Consider the following 19489-nt stretch of genomic DNA (forward strand, 5'->3'; position numbering starts at 1 on the left):
TTACTTTTTGCCTCTGTAGCCACGAGCGAGAATGAACATCTCCGGGCTGCCCTTGCGGCTTGCTGGTGGCTTAATGTGCACCACGGACTTGAACTCTTTTTTCAAATCCTGAAGCAAACTTGCTTCTGCACCGCCAGCAAACACTTTGGAGAGGAACGTGCCGCCCTCGTTGAGGTTCTGGCGCGCAAAATCAATTGCGATCTCGAACAGGTAGGTGGTGCGCAGGTGGTCTGTCTGACGGTGACCGGTTGTTGGAGCCGCCATGTCGGACATGACCAGATCAGGACGATGTCCACCAAGCGCTTTCATCAACTCGTCCGGCGCATCGTCGTCCAGAAAGTCTTTCTGCAGGATCACCACGCCAGGGATTGGTTCAACTTCAAGATAGTCGATACCAACAACCAGCGGATCATCATCTGTGGAACCAACGATTGGTGCGGTCAGCTGAGACCAGCCACCCGGTGCACAGCCCAGATCCACCACGCGCATGCCTGGTTTCAAGATCTCGTGCTTTTCGTTGATCTCAATCAGCTTGTACGCTGCACGGGAACGATAGCCATCCACCTTCGCGCGGCGGACATAAGGATCGTTCAGCTGGCGCTGCAGCCAGAGTGTAGAGGAATTGGACCGTTTACGCGCGGTTTTCACGCGCTGAAACATGCCACGATCACCTGATCCACGACCACTTGAGTTGCGGGTCATCTGTTATATTCCTTTCTAGGTGTGCGCCGGCGCTTATGGTTGGAGTTGCTCCAGACTTTGTCTGCCGCCATCATCTCCATCAGAATACCTTCACGCAGTCCTCTGTCAGCGACACGTAAACGCTGACACGGCCACCTGCGGCGTATTCCTTCCAAAATCGCACAGCCTGCTAGCACCAAATCGGCTCTGTCCTCACCAATACAAGGATTTTCCACCCGTTCCTGGTAGGACATATTCAAAAGCTGGTTAATCATGGCTGAAACATCTTCCTGTTCCATCCATGCTCCATCAACGCGGCGGCGATCATAGCGTTTGAGGCCCAAATGGACCCCGGCCAATGTGGTCACCGTCCCGGATGTTCCCAGCATATGGACGTTGCCGCGCTCTATAGCACGGGAGAGTTCATTGCCAAGAGGGAAATTCTGCAATCTTTCTGAGACATCACCAACCATGGCCTCAAAAACCTCTGGCGTCACATGCACGCCGCCGTGCCGTTCAGCCAGATTGACCACACCAAGTGGCAAGGAAGTCCATGTTCTGACGAAGCGGGTCAAAGCATACCCTCTAGCTCCGTAGCGGTTACGCAAATCGAGCCAGACGATCTCAGAAGAACCGCCACCAATATCGAAAAGCAGAACTCCATCAGCTTCAGGATCAACCAGCGATACGCAGCCTGCCACAGCAAGGCGTGCCTCAGTTTCCTGACTGACGATTTCCAACTCCAGTCCGGCTTCTTTTTTGGCGCGACTAACGAAGTCCTCGCCGTTTTCAGCTGCACGACAGGCTTCCGTTGCAATCAGCCTTGCCCGCTGAACACCGCGCTCAGAGATTTTCTGCTGACAGACCTGCAGAGCTTCGATGGCGCGAGAGATGGCGTCATCGGAGAGCCTGCGATTCCGTCCGACGCCCTCCCCCAAGCGCACAATCTTGGAGTAGGCATCAATCACGCGAAAGCCACGCTGTTCAGGTCTGGCTATCAGCAAGCGGCAGTTGTTAGTGCCCAGATCAAGCGCTGCATACAGCTCTTGCGGTCCAGTTGCATGATGCCTGTGACGGCTTGGGAAACGATGCGTGCCATCGCCCCGCATATCTGCAGGGTGTCGGCGCCGGTTGGTATCGTTATCTCTGGTTTTGTAGCCTTGGGAAGACCGCGGAGACTTTCTGTCGGAAGTTCCATCCTGCCTTCCCGGCGTCGGCACATGCTTTTTGGCCTCCTCCTTTTTAGGAGCAGGTGGCAAAACTTCTACTGATGTGCCGCCCGGATCAATATTGACAACGGGCGGATGTAGCTTCTGGTTTAAGAGCGCACGTCTTTCAGCCCGATTAGGCTTTGCGCGACGTGCCTTCCTCTGCCGCTTGGCGCCTTCAGGACGAGAACTGCCAGTCTCTTCCGCCGCTACAGCAGAATGACCGGTTTCAGCGCGTTGCGGAGACACACTTTTGGCGTCTCCTGACTGGCGCTTTCTGTGGCGTTGCTTCCGTCTGCCCTTTTTAGAGCTTCCCGGGACGCCGGGCGTTCTCGTTCCATCCGAAGAGGACCGCTCACCCGTTTTTTTCAAGTGCTATGCCTTTGTGCAGTCCTGATGGCATCTGGATGCGATCAGGACCGAAGTCATTTCAAGTTGGCAACATTGTAACAGTTTAATGGCAAACAGCAATCGCCCCATTGGAATGGTACAGTCCTAAATTTAAACGGGTTCTCTCAAATTGCAGGAAACTCCAAGAGCTTACTGCCCGACTTGTGCAGGAAAGCAGCTGCCTTATTGTGGCCTCGAGCAAGATGCGGCTGCGCAAAAACACGCAGAGGCGAGATCCTTATTCACAAGCGAGGGGCCAGAAATCCGCTTAGACCACTGATTTTGTTAAAACTCACCAGAACCAAGTTGACAAGGTACGGTACGGACACTAAAAGCCCTCTCACCGACGAATTGAGCAGCTTGCTTCTGTTTGTCGGCGAGCAGTAGCTAACTTGCTGTTATTGCTGGGGATTAGTTTAATGGTAGAACAGCGGACTCTGACTCCGTCGGTCCTGGTTCGAGTCCAGGATCCCCAGCCAATTTCAGTTTAAGCTTCTGCATTGCAGGGAACACCACCCTCCTGTTCTGCTGGGGATTAGTTTAATGGTAGAACAGCGGACTCTGACTCCGTCGGTCCTGGTTCGAGTCCAGGATCCCCAGCCATTCTCTTCCTTACATTGAAGCTCACCATCGCACTCAGCGGTTCTTCCTGTTTTCCGCTAGTTGACGTTTGTGCATGGCTCAAGAACACTTCCCGCGGTTTCAAACTGCGAAGGATGTGTCATGCCCTTTTCTCCCAAACGAGTTGCTGTGTTTGGTGCAAGCGGCGCTATTGGCTCTGCTTTTGCGCAGGAATGTCTGGATCGCTACGGCACAGCCAAAGTGTTTTGCTTTGCGCGCTCACCTGAACGCATTCCCAAACACGACAGGATTGAGAGCCACGCATTTTCCTTGGAAGATCTGGAAGCCTGCAGGCCAATGCTGAAGCAATCAAAGCGGTTGGTGGGCTTGATTTGATTTTTGTGGCGACTGGGCAGCTTCACAGCGCCACTGCTAAACCAGAGAAAACCATGCGGTCGCTTTCCATCGCCAGTATGGAAGAAACACTTCACACCAACACGATCTTGCCAGCGATGATCATGAAGCATTTCCTGCCCCTGTTGCCGAAGCATAAAAAGGCAGTTTTTGCAGTAATTTCGGCACGTGTTGGCAGTGTCTCCGATAACTATCTGGGAGGCTGGTACTCTTATCGCGCGTCAAAAGCAGCCTTGAACATGCTGATCAGGTGCGCGGCAATTGAGATGCAGCGCACGCATCAAAGTTCAGTTGTTATCGGTGTGCATCCGGGGACAGTCGACAGCGATCTATCCAAACCGTTTCAGCGCAACATTCCGGAAGGGCAAATGATGCGCCCTGCCAAATCAGCTGCAATGCTATTGGATGTGATCAGCAAAGTGGATCAGTCCCAAACAGGCAAATGTCTGGCCTATGATGGGACTGAGATTTTGCCTTAAACTTCCGCACTAACTTTCAGAACGTACTGTTCAAACACATCCCGACTTTGAGTTAGCAAGGCGTCACACCATTCCGGCGTATCCACGAAGAGTGCATCTTTGAGCTCCTGCCGGATCTCTGCTGCCAGTCCCGGCGCAACGGTATCGCGGTTGCGTTTCAGCCAGTTGTCGCGGCGATGGGCATCAAGCACCTGCTCAAACGGGATGGTACCAAACTCCAGAATGAGCTTTGTTGGTGGTTCGTCCAAATCTAGCAGATCGATGGTATCGCACATGAAGCCACCGATCAGGCTCCACTCTGCTTCTTCTCCCGGCTTGGAACTCAGGTCCATCACCTCACAGAAACCGCTTGGCCCTACCCCTGTGTGCAGGTCGATAATCGTTGCGCGTTTCGCGCCTTGTCCGTACCGCGAGATCACCTGCTTCAACGTTGTGGTGGACCAAGAGGTTTCAACGCCTCCGTAGAACAATCCCATAGGCACCGTGTACTGGCCTTTCAGGACTTTCTGCGTGAGTGCGCCAGCACCGTTTTTGTCAGTATAGGCTTTGATCTCAGCATTGGCTTTCGCCCAAGGCTCACCGGTGATGTCTGGCGCACAAATGGCGGTGTGAAGCTCTTGGTAATCCGGATTTTGCGGCAGTTTCCCATCGAAGCTGATGGAGTTGCGGTTGTTGTCGACGTTGTTTTCATCAGTTCTGGTGAAGATCGCGCAGCCTGCCGGATTGACCGCATGGATCCAGACCACCTTTGTGTTTGGTAGCACCTGATCCAGATAGCGCTGCATCAAGTCCAACTGGATGCCGGAGCCTGCAGTCAGCTCGGTTCCATGCACACCGGAGGTGATGAAGACAACATGCTCGCATTCCTGCCCGCCCTGCACTGCGACAGTCATCTGCACTGGCCCTTCTTCGCTTTTGAAGGTGGGATGCGGGATCACTTCCATTTCGAACCCGAGGCGCTGGGACAAGTTGATGAAACGCTCTTGAGCCTCGAAATAGTCATCAGAGAAAATGGGATTTGCAGGCATGCTTTACTCGTCAAATAATGGGATGAAGCTGTGATATATCGTCAGTTCCATTACACAGGTAATTGACCTTGCCAGAATAATCTAGTCTCTTGTTTCTTATCTCTTTTTTTCATGCATCACACGCATGTACCCAATCATCCGCGATGATGCATCTGCATATAAGGCTGCCGCTGCGCACCCATAGCGTTAGCAGCGATCAGCTTTCCGGGAGCGAATAATGAAAAGAAAACTGATACTAGATGTGGACACCGGCACAGATGATGCCGTTGCTATTATGCTGGCTGCATTGCATGAAGATCTTGATCTGATTGGCGTTACCACAGTCAATGGCAACGCTGAGCTGCATTATTGCACAGATAATTCCCTGCGCGTGCTCGACTACATCGGCAAGCCTGAAATCCCGGTTTATGCGGGCTGCCCAAAGCCACTGGTCCGCAATGATTTTCCGATTCCGCGCACTAAAAACGACCTGACTGAAAAGATCCACGGCAAGCACCTGCCCCTGCCTGAAACCGCATTGAAAGCGCAGAAGCAGCATGCGGTTGAGTATCTGGTGGAGACCTACCGGAATGCGACTGATCCAATCACGCTGGTTCCGGTTGCTCCACTAACAAACATTGCAGCTGCATTGGCTGTAGAGCCGAAGCTGGTGGATCTTATTCCTGAAGTTGTGATCATGGGTGGTGGTCACGATGTGGGGAATGTAACCCCTGCTGCTGAGTTCAACATCTGGGCGGACCCAGAAGCGGCCTATGCCGTGTTCAATGCTGGCTTTGAGAAGCTGACCATGGTGCCGCTGGATGCGACCCACAAGGCACTGGTGACTGCAACACAGTGCCGACAGTTTGATGAGCTGGGCACGCCAGCCGGTAAAGCAATGGCCGCTTGTACAGGTCACCGCATTGGCATTCACGACAAGATCCAGAAGATGGATGTGGAGCACAGTGCACCGGTGCATGATGCGCTTTGTATTGCGCATCTCATTCAGCCTGAGGTGATTACGCTGGAAGAGTGCCCTGTCGACATTGAAACTCAGGGTGCACTCACCGTTGGCCGTACTGTCGTGGACAAGAACCGTCGTGGCGGTAAGCCGGTGAACTGTAAGGTGGCGTTTGATGCGAACGCACAGCTCTTCGTCGACATCATGATGGACACATTCGCGAAGAATAAATAAGTCTGATGAGCGCCGATGCGTTATGCAGTTCGGCGCTTTTCCTCCCCCTATTTAGTGAAGGCCATCTGGCCTGCGCTGCCCAGCATCCAGCGGGAGCCGAACTGATCGATCGCCACACAGCTGGCATGGGTTTCAGAGCCAAACATCAAGCACTTCACTTTTACCGCAGTCACCAGCTGCCTGCGCAGGGAATAATGGTTCTTGGCAGGCCACATGAGCCCTACCCTGACAATGCCGTAGGCATGGTAGATATCAAGATGGCGTTTATCGACCACTTCGGCCCTACCGCTCACTTCTGTTAGCTGTTGAATGCCCAGTGCCTGATTGGCTGAGACCGGCAGCAACAGGCCGGCAAGAAACGCAAGCATCAATGGAAAAAGCTTGAGTAAGCGCATGGTATCTCTCCGTGGTCGCACCTTTAATTCCGTTAGGGAAAAGTTAAGCATACCACAAACAAGGCGCACTCAATGCGCTTTATTGCATTTCTGTGACAATTGAGGGGTGATCCGGGACTAGTTGGAGAGGTAGAACGCAGTAAAGTGACGCTTGCCTTCAATTTTACTGTTTGGTTTTGAGGGGAAATCAGATCTGTGCGCTATACTTGCGCTGTTACCTGCATTTGAAGGTTTGGATTGGGTGTAGATGCTTCGTTCCACTGTGCATCAATTGTTTGACCAGCTGGTCTCCTGCGAGCAGTTTCTTGATAATTGCGGCGAGCTCATGTGGCGCGATAAGCTGCGCCAAACCCGCGTGGTCGACGCTGCGGGCAATGAAGCACTGGATCTGGATTTGCTGCTCTCTTACTTCTCCCAGAGTGAGGCTTTCTTTGAGCTGGAGCTCTCTCAAGACCTCGGGCACCGGGTAAATGAGACGACGCAGCCGGGTGCAAACTCACATCTGGTTACGCTGCGGCTCGACATTTACTATCTTGCGAAGAGATGCCGAGACGAAGGCAATACGAGTATCGTCATCATCTCGGCCTGTCCGTAACAGGAGCTATTCCGCTGGCGTGTTTGTGGTGCCCAGCGCTTCGTCCAGTTCGCTGTGCAGTTTCTCTTCACTGGCCTTACGTGGTTTCGTAAAGCGCATCAGCAGCAGATAGGCTGCAGGCGTCACGAACAGCGTTGAGAGCGTTGCAAAGCCCAGACCGCCGACGATCACCCACCCCATCTCAATACGTGCTTCAGCACCGGCCCCAAACGCCATGACAAGCGGCACACCACCTAAAACGGTTGAGACAACAGTCATGACCACCGGACGGAAGCGGATGAGGCAGGCATCGTGGATCGCCTGAAACACAGAGCGGCCTTCTTCGCGCAGGGTGTTGGCAAACTCTACGATCAGAATACCGTTCTTTGCCATGAGGCCGACCAGCAGGATGATGCCGATCTGGGAGTAGACGTTGATGGACCCTCCCGTGAGACCAATAGAAATGATCGCAGCAGACACTCCGAATGGCACTGTGCAAAGGATCACAAAGGCGCTCATGAAGCTTTCAAACTGCGCAGCCAGCACAAGGAAGACCACAAGGATCGCAAAGAGGAACGTCATGTAGACGTTGGAGGTGGTCTTCTCCAGAACAGCTGCTTCACTGAGGAGCGTGACATTGTTTCCTTCGGGCAGGACTTCTTCAGCGACCTGTTTCATATCTGAAATCGCCTGCGCCAGATCGTAGCCTTCATTGATGGCGATGGTGACCGGGACTGCACGTTGCTGCTCTTCACGCGTCAGGCTTGGCGCAACGGCCTCTTCTTCAATAGAAACGATGGAAGACATGGGCAGCATGGTGCCGTCTCTGCTCTTGATGAAGATGTTTTCTAAGTCACGGGTTGAGCGCAATGGCAGGCCACCTGCTTCCATGACCATCGGGATACCGTCATCCTCCACGAAGAGATCCGCAACAGAAGACCCATCCAGCAACATGCGAAGGTTGGAGGCAATCCTGTCTGAGGAGAGGCCCAGATCATTGGCGCGCTCTCTGTCCACGCTGACCAGCAATTGTGGTTGGGTCGTTTCATAAGAGACGGATGCAAAGCCGACCTTATCGCCAAAACGAGCCTGCATTTCTGCCACGATATCGTCGGCACTTTCAGCCAGCTCATCGTAGTTGGTGCCGGTCACTGCGAAACGAAGGCCCTGCCCGGCTCCGCGGATGCCCAGTGTGTTCGGCTGCGCCACGCGGACTTTAAGGCCCGGAATTTTGGAGGTTTTGCGCTGGAGTTCGTTGACGATCTCCTGCTGGGAGCGATCACGTTCTGCCCAGTCTTTCAGGGACATGATAAGGAAACCACGATTGATCTGCCCGCCCATCCCTACAAGGCTCATGATGCTTCGTGCTTCACCATTTTCTGCGTAAGGTTGAGCAATGATTTCCAACTCACGCATTTTGGCAGCTGTATAATCCAGACTGGACCCTTGTGGCGCTGATGCGATCATGAAGATCACAGAGCGATCCTCAGAGGGGGTCAGCTGCCGCGGCAGGGATGTGAACTGTGAGGCGCCAAGGATGACGAACAAGGTTGCCAGGCCCAGTAGCACGAATGGTCGGCGCAAAGACCAGTCCAATACGTTGGAGTAACCGCGTTCTATAGCGGTTCCCGCGCTGGAGATTGCTCTCCATGCAGCAGACGGCTTGTGTGTGTCCTCATAGTTTTTCGTGCGCAGCAGGCGTGATGCCATCATTGGTGCGAGTGTCAGCGCAACGAAGGAGGACAGCATGACACTGATTGCCAACACGAACCCAAACTCGGAGAAAAGCTTCCCGACGCTGCCCGGCAGGAACGAAATCGGGATAAAGACGGCGGCCAATGTAGCCGTTGTGGTAATCACCGCGAAGAAGACCTCACGCGTCCCGAGGATCGCAGCAGCTCGTGGTCCCTGCCCTTTGTGAACGCGCTTGGAGATGTTCTCCAACACCACAATGGCATCATCCACCACCATGCCGGTTGCCAGCAACAAGGCAAGCAATGTGAGCACGTTTGCGGAGAAACCTGCCAGCCAGATGCCAACCAAGGCGCCGATCAGGGCTACTGGTACTGTGACGGCTGGAATAAGCGTGACGCGGATTGAGCCGAGGAACAGCAACATCACACCAACGACGATGCTGGTGGAGAGGAAGAGCGAGAACACCACTTCCTTGATTGCGCCGCCAATGAAAGTGGCATCATCACTGCTGATGTTGACTTCCACATCCTTTGGCAGCTGTTCCTGCATCCGGGCAACTTCAGCACGGACATCATTGGAAATGTCGATGGTGTTGGAGTTGGCCGAGCGGATGATGCCCATGCCGACAGCACGTTTGCCGTTGTAGAACGCACCGGAGGATGCTCTTTCCGGACCGTAGCTTACAAAAGCAATATCGCGGATACGTGTCGTGTCATTCAGTTTGACCATGCCGATCTGTTCGGCGGTCTTCACATCAGAGTTGGCGCGAACGAAGAGTTCCTGATCGCCTGTTTCCAAAGAACCGCCAGAGGTATCCAAGGCCAGTTCTTGCAGAACACTGCGCAGGTTATCTGGTGTCAGGCCTCTTGATGACATGGCCTGTACATCAATCGCGACCTTGAAAACAGGTGTTTGCGAGCCATAAACATCGACACTGGCGACTCCCGGCACGGAGGTGATGCGGTCGATAATCTCGTCATCAACAAACTTGCTGAGTTCCTCAATGCGCATCTCATCGGATGTCACCACAAGGCGCATGACCGGGTCAGCGTCAGCGTCTGCTTTCACCACCACAGGCGTATCAGCGTCTTCAGGCAGGTTACGCCCTGCACCACTGACGGCATCGCGAATGTCGTTGGCGGCTTCGCTGACATCTACACCGTCATTGAACTCGACTGTAATCCGACTGCGGCCATACTTTGAGGAGGATGAGACAGATTCAATACCAGCTGTTCGGGCAATGGCTTTTTCAAGAACGCTGGTGATTTCAGCATCAGTGACTTCCGGTGGAGCGCCGGAATATGTGGTTGTTACGGTTACAACAGGCCGGTCTACGTTCGGCATCTCGCGTACTTCAACGCCCAGAAGTGCTGCAATGCCAGCAACGATGATGAGAAGGTTCAGGGTAATCGCCAGTACCGGACGACGTACGCACAGGGCATACAATCCGCTCAGATGACTTTCCCGTTTGGAGTTTTTGTCAGTGGTCATAGAAACACCTTGGGGTCCGTCAATCAGGAGCTGGATTGGTTGGCATCATCGCGGGGTGCACCGGAGCGGGAGCCGGAACTTTTAACAGGCTCTCCCTGCTGGGTTTGCTCAGCATCTGCGGGCTTGTTTTTGCCTTTACCGCGGCCTTTGCCTTTGCGCTCTCCTTCTGCCTTCCCCTCAGAGGTTTGGGTTTCACTCACAAGCGGTGCTTTGCTGCCTTCCGGCTGAGTGAGTGTAAAGCCTGGTTCGGGGCTAAGCTGCACTTTGGTGCCTGGCCTCAGATCGCGAACGCTTTCTGTGATAACAATATCACCCGGTTCAACTTCGCCTTCGATCAGTACGCGATCAGCACTGCGTTCGATAACGATTACATCGGTGCGAAGAGCCTCCCCGCCCTCTGCCAGCCAGATATGCGGACCGGAGCGATCCCATTTCAAGGCGATTGATGGGACAGACGGCCATTCGTCGCCCTCAAGCTGCACCCGCGCGTCAAAGGCGATACCGGAGCGCAGCAGGTCATCCGGATTGTCGACGGTGGCTTGCACTTTCAGCGTGCGGGATTCTGAGTTGACGCGGTTTTCCATGGCCGTGAGCTCACCACTGAAGATGCGGCCTGGCATGGCTTCAGTACGCAGTTCCACTTTGTCGCCGCGCTGCACTTTGTTTGCAAAACGCTCTGGGACAACGAACTCCACCAGAATACTGGAGCGGTCATCAAGGCCGGTGATCCGTGAGGACTGTGTGACGTAATCACCAATCTCAACATCCATGATGCCAAGCACACCATCAAACGGAGCTTTCACCAGTCTGCGATCCAGATCGATGCTGGCTTTGTCCAGATCAAGACGTGCCTGATTAGTTGCCAGCAGAGCATTCTGCATCTGAACGGCGGAGATGGTTTGAGAGGTCATGAGCTTTTCGTAGCGCTCGACTTGCTCCTCTGCATCCTTCAGCGCCAGCTTGGCTCGGTTTACGGCCAGTTTCTCTTCGGCATCATCCAAGCGCAGGACGATGTCTCCCTTGGAAACCCGTGTGCCTGCTTTGAAGGGAAGCTCCTGAATGCGGCCTGAGGCTTCCGGGTAGAGATCTGTCATCTTGGCTGCACGGCCAGTGCCGATGGCGCGAACGAATGTGTCGGTGACGCCTGTTGTTACATTGCGGGCACGGGCGAGAATTTCCTGATTGCCGCCTCCACCAAATCCACGTTTCCCGCCACCTTTCTTGCCTTGCTGCTTACTGCCAGAACCCTGCACGGCAACTTCGGAGGTTTCCGCAGGCCAGAGCGTTAGTCCAATGGAAGAGAGAAATGGAACCGGCTTTGAGAACAGCGCCGGTTTGCCGATATACAATCCTGCAACGCCAATTGAGATGGCGATCAGACCAACTTTTACAGCCTGCCTAGAACGGGACATATACACCCAACTCCTACAAGAATTCGCAGTACTTACGGCTATGCAGGCTCACTGGATAAATGGGGAGCCTCTTGGCGAAACAAGTATGCTTGAAAGAACATATTAGTTGAGAGTGTTTTACATTGCTTTTGTGAGACATGTGCATTTTGATGTTTGTAAAAACGTAATGACATTGTCTGAACCGGCGTTTTGCTACAGTTCGTTACACTTTCCTCAACCTGCCCTCGCGTTTTCCAAAGGCGGATACACAAAAGGCCTGATGGGGATATCAGGCCTTTCAGTCTTTTTCGCGATGATGTTTTTAATCAGACGCTCAGCGGTTCTACCGGATTGCTGGCCGGACGAACTACAACGCGAGATCCGTTTGGCACGCGATTGTAAAGGTCGATCACATCCTGATTGAGCAGACGGATACAGCCACTGGATACGTTTTTGCCGATGGACCAATGTTCGTTGGTGCCATGCAGGCGATACAAAGTGTCCTTACCATTCTGGAACAGGTAGAGCGCACGGGCGCCCAGCGGATTTTCGATACCCGGCGCCATGCCATAGCGGAATTCTTCCAGCTCTGGCTGACGTGCAATCATCTCTGCAGGCGGTGTCCATTTCGGCCACTGGCGCTTGTACTGGATCACAGCATCGCCGTTCCAACCAAAACCTGCGCGGCCTACGCCAACGCCATAGCGCATCGCTGTGCCGTCACCACGTACCAGATACAGGAAGCGGTTGGATGGGTCGACGACGATGGTGCCGCCCGCTTCAGGTCCGGTGTAGTTGACGACCTGACGGAGATATTTGCCATCAGGAATTTCATTGAGGTTCACTGCCGGGACGGGGAATTTTTCTTCCGGCATCGGGCCATAAACAGCCTTGTAGTATGGGTCCTGACGAAGATCAGCGACCGTCTTACGTTTTGGTGCGCTTGTGGTCTGACAGCCAGCCAACGCCAGAGCTGCTGTTCCGATGACAAAACCACGCCGGGACAAACTTCTTTTGCTTGAATGCCTCGCCTTCTCGGCCGTTGCACTTAAAAAGCTCATGGTCACCCTATTATTGTTCCTTAAGTTAGATTGCCGAGGATGATGCAATAGGCATACCGCACAGCCGATTTGCGTTTCTAACTTGTCTCTATCAATAACTAATTGAGGAAGACAGATGGTCACGACAATTTGAACCTATGCATTATTCACTATGTGGATTCAAAGGGTGCGACCAACAAGGCAATATAGGGTGTGTCTGGCCTGCAAATGGCTGCATTGCGGCCAGTTCAAGAACAAAATGGCTTTTCTACAGATGACGAGACAACCTCCCTCACCTGCGGCAAGGAAGGCAATTGCCTCAGTTTTTGAAGAGCTTACGGTTTGTGATGCTCGTGCCAGTGGCGTGCAATATCGATGCGGCGTGGTACCCAGATGTCCTGTTTGGTGGAGATGTAATCCAGAAAACGGGCCAGAGCAGCAGTTCGGCCAGGGCGTCCAGCCAGGCGGCAATGGAGGCCGACACTCATCATTTTGGGCGCCCCATCCTCCCCTTCAGCGTAGAGCGTGTCGAAGCTATCTTTCAGGTAGGTAAAGAATTGGTCACCGCTGTTAAAGCCCTGCGGTGTTGCAAAGCGCATGTCGTTGGCGTCCAGCGTGTACGGAATGATCAGATGCGGGCCTTTTGGGCCTTCCACCCAGTATGGAAGATCATCTGCGTAGCTGTCTGAGCTGTACAAGAAGCCGCCTTCTTCCATGATCAGCGGCAGTGTGTTGACCGAAGTGCGGCCTGTGTACCAGCCGTAGGGGCGCTCACCGGTGGTGTCCTCATGAATCTTAATCGCCTGCTCAATGTGCCAGCGTTCTTCTTCGGCAGAGAAATCCTTGTACTCGATCCATTTGAGGCCGTGGGAGGCGATTTCCCAACCAGCTTCCTTCATTGCTTCAACTGCACCGGGATTGCGTTCCAACGCAGTTGCAACGCCGTAACAGGTGACCGGAAGCTTATGTTTCTGGAATAAACGCCACAAACGCCAGAAGCCAGCGCGGGAGCCATACTCGTAGATAGACTCCATATTCATATGGCGCTGGTTCAACCATGATTCCGCGCCGACAATTTCAGAAAGGAATGCTTCGGAGCCGGCATCACCATGAAGGATGTTGTTTTCGCCGCCTTCTTCATAATTGATGACGAACTGTACCGCGATCTTCGCATTGCCTGGCCATTTGGGGTCCGGTGTGTTCCGGCCATACCCAATCATATCGCGTGCATAATCCATCATGAAATACCTTTTTGAAGTTGACCGGAGACACTTCACCTCAAAACAGCAAGACAAGACAAGTAGGTTTGTGCAGAAATCCAATGCACAACTGCTTCGTAAACGAAGAAAATTGGAACAACCTGTGATGGCAAACACATTCTTTTGCAGATTATTTATTAAAAATGAGAGAGACCCATTGAATTTTTGAGCACGTGACCAATCTGAACCCTATGTAGCAAGAGTGGGACATCCTGTTACATTTCTACATTTGACAGTGTTCAGAGCATTAAGTAGAAAAGTTTCACATATATCTAATCGATATATATCGAACGTGATCAGACTTTTGCTCTAGTCGAAATTAAGTCTTTTAAGTTCAGTAGTTTATTCGAGCTCATCGCAATATGGGCTCTGTTTTCAACACTCAGTGCCATGTGGTGGGTATGAGCACACGAAAATTTTGTCTTGCCATATTGTCCAGCGGAGACGCGACGGGATATGAAATTCGCAAGACTGCGCAAGAAGGTCATTTTAGCCATTTCATTGAAGCCAGTTACGGGTCGATTTATCCGTCACTTGCCAAGATGGAACAGGAAGGGCTTGTGACCTGGCGCGAGGAGACCTCCTCAGGCAAACCGTCCCGAAAAATCTATTCTATTACGCAAGCAGGGCGTGATGCTTTTGTGCAAGAGCTGACTGAGACCCCTGTCGAAGATCTGTTCAGATCCCCTTTCCTTCTTCTTGCTCTTTATAGCCGATGGGTTGGAGGCGAGTTCATCTCACGTGAGATCGACCGCCGCATCGAGCATCTGGAGCTGAAGATCGGGGGCATGAAACACGAGGTTGAGCTTTGTGAAGATCCGGCGAGCGCCTGGACGCTGGGATACGGAATTACCACACTGAGTGCTTCCCTTGATTACTTGAAAATGAACCGAAGCAAGCTTGAGCGCATCGCCAGCGAGCGTGTCTCCCACGCTCAAGCAGCTGAATAATCGCCTAGAACCGGCGGAGAGAAAAATGGCAATTCGATTTTCACATGTTCTGGCATTGGGGCTTACGGCCGGAATTGGTATTTGGATGGCAACTGGCACCACTGTTGTGATGGGTCAGGGTAATGGCGAAAATTCTACGCCACCGCCTGCCGAACGCGTGAAAGCCCAAGCCTCTTTACCGTTTGCCGTAAAAGTGGAAACCCTGGAAGCGACAACGCGTACGCCGTTTCTGGAAATGCGTGGGCGCACGCAGGCTGATACACGCGTAGAGGTGCATTCGGAAACCTCTGGCGTGGTTCGCACACGTCCGGCAACGGAAGGTATGTTTGTTCGCAAAGGCGATCTGTTATGTTCTTTGGATCGCGGTGCACGTGAAGCGCGGGTTTTGCAGGCCAATGCCGCTCTGGCACAAGCGAACATTGATTATGAAGCTGCCAGCAAGCTGAACAACAGGGGCTTTTCTGCAGCAAACCGTGTGGTCGCGCTGAAGGCAACACGTGATGCGGCCAAAGCCCAGTTGCAGGAAGCGGAGCTGGAGTTGGACCGCACCGAAATCCGCGCACCGATTGATGGCATCATTGAAACACCGCTGACTGAAGTGGGTGCAATGCTTGGTGTTGGCAAAGTCTGCGCAACAATCATGGCTCCGGACCCAATGCTTGCCATTGGCGCGGTTTCTGAATCTAACATTCAAGCGGTGAAGGTTGGTCAGACTGCAGTTGTTAATCTGGTGACCGGCCAGAGTGTTGAAGGCAAGGTGAGCTACATTGCAAGCTCTGCTGATCCTGATACCCGCACTTTCCGCGTTGAGGTGGAACTGCCGAACTCTGACTTTGAACTGAAGGACGGTGTCACCACCAGCACGCAGCTGCAGCTTGCGGAAGAGAAAGCGCACTTCGTTTCTCCAGGCATTCTGACCCTTGCTGACAATGGCGACATTGGTCTGCGCGGTGTTGATGCGGACAACAAGGTCATTTTCTACCCTGTTGAACTGATCGGCGGCGACACACAAGGCGTATGGCTGAAAGGCCTGCCAGAAAAAGTGACTGTTATTACTGTGGGCCAGGACTTCGTGAAAGAAGGCCGTACTGTTCATCCTGTTTTTGAAACCGCGGAGGTTTCACAATGATTTCCATGCTGGAAGGGGTGCTCCATCGCCCCAAAACAGTTTTTGTGATGATGCTCTTCATGGTGATCGCAGGCATTATGTCCTACATCGCGATCCCGAAAGAAGCAGCTCCTGATATTGACGTTCCTTTCTTTTACGTTTCTGTCAGCCAGTCCGGCATCTCTCCTGAAGATGGGACACGCCTGATCGGTCAGCCGATGGAAACAGAGCTCCGAGGCCTTGAAGGGCTGAAAGAGATCACAACCATTGCCTCTGAAGGGCACGTTGGTATCTTACTGGAGTTCGACATCAGCGTCGATAAAGACAAGGCTCTGACGGACGTTCGCGAGAAGGTGGATACGGCGAAAAGCAAGATCCCCGAGGACGCCAAAGAGCCTACTGTCAGCACACACAACATGGCGCTGCAGCCAACCATGACCATCGCCCTTTCCGGTGATGTCCCTTCCCGCACTCTCTATCGGCTTGCTGATCGTCTGAAAGACGAGATCGAGTCCATTGCGTCCGTGAAAGAGGTTGAGCTGACTGGTCAGCGTGATGAGCTTTTGGAAGTGATCATCGATACGCTGAAGATGGAAAGCTATTCCATCAGCCAGAGTGAGCTGATCAACGCCCTTAGCCTGAACAACCAGCTGATAGCAGCGGGCTTTATTGATGGTGGCGCAGGTCGCTTCAACATCAAGGTGCCGGGTCTGATCCTTGACGCTGATGATGTGTATTCGCTGCCGGTGAAACAGTCCGGCGAAGGTGTTGTTACCCTTGGCGACATCGCGACCATCAAGCGGACCTTCAAAGATCCAAGCACGTTCACTCTGGTGAACGGCCAGCCAGCTGTCTCTCTGGATGTTGTGAAGCGTATTGGTGAGAACATCATCGAGAACAACGCAGCTGTGCGCACTGTTGTTGAGGAGATCACAAAGGATCTGCCTCCAACTGTGTCTGTCAGCTACATGCTGGATGAGTCCGACAACATCTTCCAGGTTCTCAACTCCCTTGAATCCTCCATCATGACCGCGATCTTCCTCGTGATGATTGTCGTGGTGGCAGCTCTTGGGTTGCGCTCTGCAGTACTTGTTGGTCTAGCAATCCCGACCAGTTTCATGCTCGGCTTCCTGACACTGACAACCATCGGCATGACCGTGAACACCATGGTGATGTTTGGCCTCGTGCTGACCGTTGGTATGCTGGTGGATGGCGCGATCGTGATGGTGGAATACGCAGACCGTAAAGCTGCGGAAGGTATGCCTCCACGGGATGCATATATCCGTGCAGCCAAGCTGATGTTCTGGCCGATTGTCTCTTCCACTGCAACAACACTGGCAGCCTTCCTGCCGATGCTGCTGTGGCCGGGCGTTCCGGGCGAGTTCATGAGCTACCTGCCGATCATGGTGATCATCGTTCTGTCCGGCTCGTTGCTGACTGCGATGGTGTTCCTGCCGGTGACGGGTGGCATCTTGGCTTCCGTGTTTGCGTTCATGAGCAAGTATGGTGAGCATCTTCTGGCTCTTATTATAGCGATGGCGCTTGCTGTTGTGGTTTCCAGCCTCACACCTGTTGTTGCGGTGCTTGGGCCAGCTTCTAAGTTACTGGGTGCAGCAGTCCTCGCGATTGCTTACCTGCCATTGATGAAGATGTTCAAGCCAATCCTCAACTACTCGCGTGCTCGTGTTGAGCGTCGCAAGACCGAAGAGTTGGCAGCAGCAAAAGTATTCTCCGGGCACGGTCCGTTCGACACTTCCAAGCTGCGTGGCATCACCCGCGCTTACATTGCTGTTCTGGAGTTTCTGGTTCGCAGATGGTGGGCTGGTATGATGGCTATTGTCGCCATGCTGGCTCTTTGTGCGGGTATCTTTATTACCTTTATGGGCAACAATGCCGGGACTGAGTTCTTCGTAGATGAAGAACCAGAGCAAGGTAAGTTCTATGTGACTGCGCGTGGTAACATGTCTGCGCTGGAAGCATTGGAGCTGGTTCGTCAGGTTGATAACGTCATTCTGGCAGAGCCAGGCATCGAGAACGTTGTGACCCGTGCTTTCCCTGTTGGAGTACGTGGTGGTAGCGGCAACAATGCACCTGCGGATCTGATCGGTTCCATCGATATTGAGTTTGCTGATTTCTGCTGCCGTCGTTCGGCGCAGGAGATTTTCAACAGCGTTCGTGAGAAGACCACCCAGATTCCAGGCATCAAGGTTGAATCCCGTCAGGTTGAAGGTGGCCCTCCAACCGGTAAAGACATTCAGCTGCAGATCAGCTCAAACAACTACGAAGCTGCTGTTGCTGCTGCGGATCGTGTTCGCAACCACATCGACACCATCGATGGTTTGCGCGATCAGGAAGACAGCCGTCCGCTACCAGGTATCGATTGGGAGCTAACCATCAACCGCGAGAAAGCGGCACGCTATAAAGCGGATATCGCTGCTGTGGGTGCGATGGTTCAGCTGGTGACCAACGGTGTTCTGATTGGTGATTATCGCCCATCTGACTCTGAAGATGAAGTGGATATTCGCGTTCGCCTGCCAGTGGAGGAACGCACGCTCGACAAGTTTGATGAGCTGCGCCTGCGCACCTCTTTGGGCCAGATCCCTCTGTCCAACTTCGTGGAACGCACACCGAAGCAGAAGGTTTCCAGCATCACACGCCGTAATGGCATGTTCTCGCTGGACGTGAAGGCTGGCGTTGATAAGGACCGCTTCCTCATAACTGAGAAAGAGGCTGAAATTCAGGCTTGGCTTGATACTCAGCAGTGGCCAGAGGGTGTGTTCATCAAGTTCCGCGGTGCGAACGAAGAGCAAGCCAAGTCTCAGGCCTTCCTGATGAAGGCGATGATTGGTGCCCTCTTCCTGATGTTCATCATTCTGCTGACCCAATACAACAGCTTCTACCAAAGCTTCCTGACACTCTCGACCGTTGTGATGAGTGTGTTTGGGGTGCTGCTGGGCATGCTGGTGACCGGACAAAAGTTCTCGATCATCATGACCGGAACTGGCATCGTGGCTTTGGCTGGTATCGTGGTGAACAACGCGATCGTTCTGATCGATACCTACAATCGCTTCCGTGAAGACGGACAGAGCCCGGTAGATGCAGCGCTGCGCACCAGTGCACAGCGTATCCGTCCGGTGATGCTGACCACGATCACAACGATTGCGGGTCTCATTCCGATGGCAACGCAGATCAGCTTCGACTTTGCTAATCAGGTCACCACTTTTGGCAGCGTGACGGCCAGCTGGTGGGTACAGCTCTCAACCGCTGTGATCTCCGGTCTGGCGTTCTCAACCCTGCTGACGCTGGTGGTGATCCCGATTGCTCTGGTGATGCCGATGCACATGAAAAATGGTGTGTCGCGGATCTCCAACCGTCGTCAGGGCAAAATGCCTGCGGATCAGTATGCCTTTGCTAATGGCAATGTGGGAACGAAAGAACCGAGCTTCGGAGACGAGGTTGAAGAGGTCAAACGCGTTCCAGAGGCTGCTGAATAAAGCTGGCTCAGATACGAGTAAGAAAGAGGCTGCTTCGGCAGCCTTTTTTGTTGCCTGCATTCTAAGGACAAAGCTGGGAGCTGGGAGCTGGGAGCTGGGAGCTGGGAGCTGGGAGCTGGGAGCTGGGGAGCTGGGAGCTGGGAGCTGGGAGCTGGGA

At 53.3% G+C, this 19489-nt stretch carries 14 protein-coding genes, 2 tRNA genes and 1 pseudogene; 9 read left to right on the top strand and 8 right to left on the bottom strand.

From position 1 onward, the window contains the following. Together JCM12308_RS01610 and JCM12308_RS01615 are read right to left on the bottom strand one after the other, a co-directional pair. Complete coding sequence (locus JCM12308_RS01610; protein WP_008551852.1) at positions 1-702, bottom strand: RlmE family RNA methyltransferase; 702 nt, start codon at positions 700-702, stop codon at positions 1-3. Then, the gene (locus JCM12308_RS01615; RefSeq protein WP_054782661.1) at positions 699-2138 is read right to left on the bottom strand and encodes a Ppx/GppA phosphatase family protein; all 1440 of its coding nucleotides are present in this window, start codon (positions 2136-2138) and stop codon (positions 699-701) included. The genes JCM12308_RS01610 and JCM12308_RS01615 overlap by 4 nt, the downstream gene beginning before the upstream one ends. 546 nt (positions 2139-2684) lie before the next feature. On the opposite strand from JCM12308_RS01615, the gene JCM12308_RS01620 reads away from it, so the two are divergent. The 4 genes from JCM12308_RS01620 (at position 2685) to JCM12308_RS01630 (ending at position 3733) form a co-directional block, all read left to right on the top strand. After that, positions 2685-2758, top strand: a tRNA-Gln gene (locus JCM12308_RS01620). A 50-nt stretch (positions 2759-2808) separates the two neighbouring features. After that, positions 2809-2882, top strand: a tRNA-Gln gene (locus tag JCM12308_RS01625). 120 nt (positions 2883-3002) lie between these two features. Beyond that, positions 3003-3236 (top strand): NAD(P)-dependent oxidoreductase, encoded by a 234-nt coding sequence (locus JCM12308_RS28790; RefSeq protein ID WP_208978172.1) that lies wholly within the window; start codon positions 3003-3005, stop codon positions 3234-3236. Between the two features lie 5 nt (positions 3237-3241). After that, positions 3242-3733, top strand: coding sequence for an SDR family NAD(P)-dependent oxidoreductase (locus JCM12308_RS01630; protein ID WP_244271811.1), 492 nt, complete (start codon positions 3242-3244; stop codon positions 3731-3733). Here JCM12308_RS01630 and JCM12308_RS01635 read toward each other — a convergent pair. Then, positions 3730-4761, bottom strand: a complete 1032-nt coding sequence (locus JCM12308_RS01635; protein ID WP_083416499.1) for a DUF2817 domain-containing protein — start codon at positions 4759-4761, stop codon at positions 3730-3732. The genes JCM12308_RS01630 and JCM12308_RS01635 overlap by 4 nt on opposite strands. Before the next feature lie 217 nt (positions 4762-4978). On the opposite strand from JCM12308_RS01635, the gene JCM12308_RS01640 reads away from it, so the two are divergent. Then, the gene (locus JCM12308_RS01640) at positions 4979-5935 is read left to right on the top strand and encodes a nucleoside hydrolase (RefSeq protein WP_054782662.1); all 957 of its coding nucleotides are present in this window, start codon (positions 4979-4981) and stop codon (positions 5933-5935) included. A gap of 47 nt (positions 5936-5982) precedes the next feature. Here the strand turns inward: JCM12308_RS01640 and JCM12308_RS01645 are convergent, their stop codons facing one another. Further along, the gene (locus JCM12308_RS01645; protein ID WP_054782663.1) at positions 5983-6330 is read right to left on the bottom strand and encodes a hypothetical protein; all 348 of its coding nucleotides are present in this window, start codon (positions 6328-6330) and stop codon (positions 5983-5985) included. 247 nt (positions 6331-6577) lie between these two features. Between JCM12308_RS01645 and JCM12308_RS01650 the strand changes: the two genes are divergently transcribed. After that, a complete protein-coding gene (locus tag JCM12308_RS01650) occupies positions 6578-6925 on the top strand; it encodes a hypothetical protein (protein WP_054782664.1) in 348 nt (115 codons plus the stop codon). A gap of 6 nt (positions 6926-6931) precedes the next feature. Here JCM12308_RS01650 and JCM12308_RS01655 read toward each other — a convergent pair whose 3' ends face one another. The 4 genes and pseudogenes from JCM12308_RS01655 to puuE form a co-directional block, all read right to left on the bottom strand. Beyond that, positions 6932-10090 (bottom strand): efflux RND transporter permease subunit, encoded by a 3159-nt coding sequence (locus JCM12308_RS01655; RefSeq protein WP_054782665.1) that lies wholly within the window; start codon positions 10088-10090, stop codon positions 6932-6934. Between the two features lie 23 nt (positions 10091-10113). Then, a complete protein-coding gene (locus tag JCM12308_RS01660) occupies positions 10114-11502 on the bottom strand; it encodes an efflux RND transporter periplasmic adaptor subunit (RefSeq protein WP_054782666.1) in 1389 nt (462 codons plus the stop codon). 305 nt (positions 11503-11807) lie between these two features. Continuing rightward, positions 11808-12488, bottom strand: coding sequence for a L,D-transpeptidase (locus JCM12308_RS01665; RefSeq protein WP_014285291.1), 681 nt, complete (start codon positions 12486-12488; stop codon positions 11808-11810). Positions 12489-12859: 371 nt separating this feature from the next. Then, positions 12860-13759, bottom strand: a pseudogene (gene puuE, locus JCM12308_RS01670) (allantoinase PuuE); the annotation flags it as partial. A gap of 422 nt (positions 13760-14181) precedes the next feature. Here puuE and JCM12308_RS01675 point away from each other — a divergent pair. From JCM12308_RS01675 to JCM12308_RS01685, 3 genes are read left to right on the top strand one after another with little or no spacing between them, the layout of a single operon-like run. Then, positions 14182-14730, top strand: coding sequence for a PadR family transcriptional regulator (locus JCM12308_RS01675; protein WP_037037887.1), 549 nt, complete (start codon positions 14182-14184; stop codon positions 14728-14730). A gap of 25 nt (positions 14731-14755) precedes the next feature. Next, complete coding sequence (locus JCM12308_RS01680) at positions 14756-15859, top strand: efflux RND transporter periplasmic adaptor subunit (RefSeq protein WP_054782668.1); 1104 nt, start codon at positions 14756-14758, stop codon at positions 15857-15859. Continuing rightward, the gene (locus JCM12308_RS01685) at positions 15856-19332 is read left to right on the top strand and encodes an efflux RND transporter permease subunit (RefSeq protein ID WP_054782669.1); all 3477 of its coding nucleotides are present in this window, start codon (positions 15856-15858) and stop codon (positions 19330-19332) included. The genes JCM12308_RS01680 and JCM12308_RS01685 overlap by 4 nt, the downstream gene beginning before the upstream one ends. The last annotated feature ends 157 nt before the right edge of the window (positions 19333-19489 follow it).

Source organism: Pseudovibrio denitrificans JCM 12308, from assembly GCF_001310815.1.
In the GTDB taxonomy this organism is placed as follows: domain Bacteria; phylum Pseudomonadota; class Alphaproteobacteria; order Rhizobiales; family Stappiaceae; genus Pseudovibrio; species Pseudovibrio denitrificans.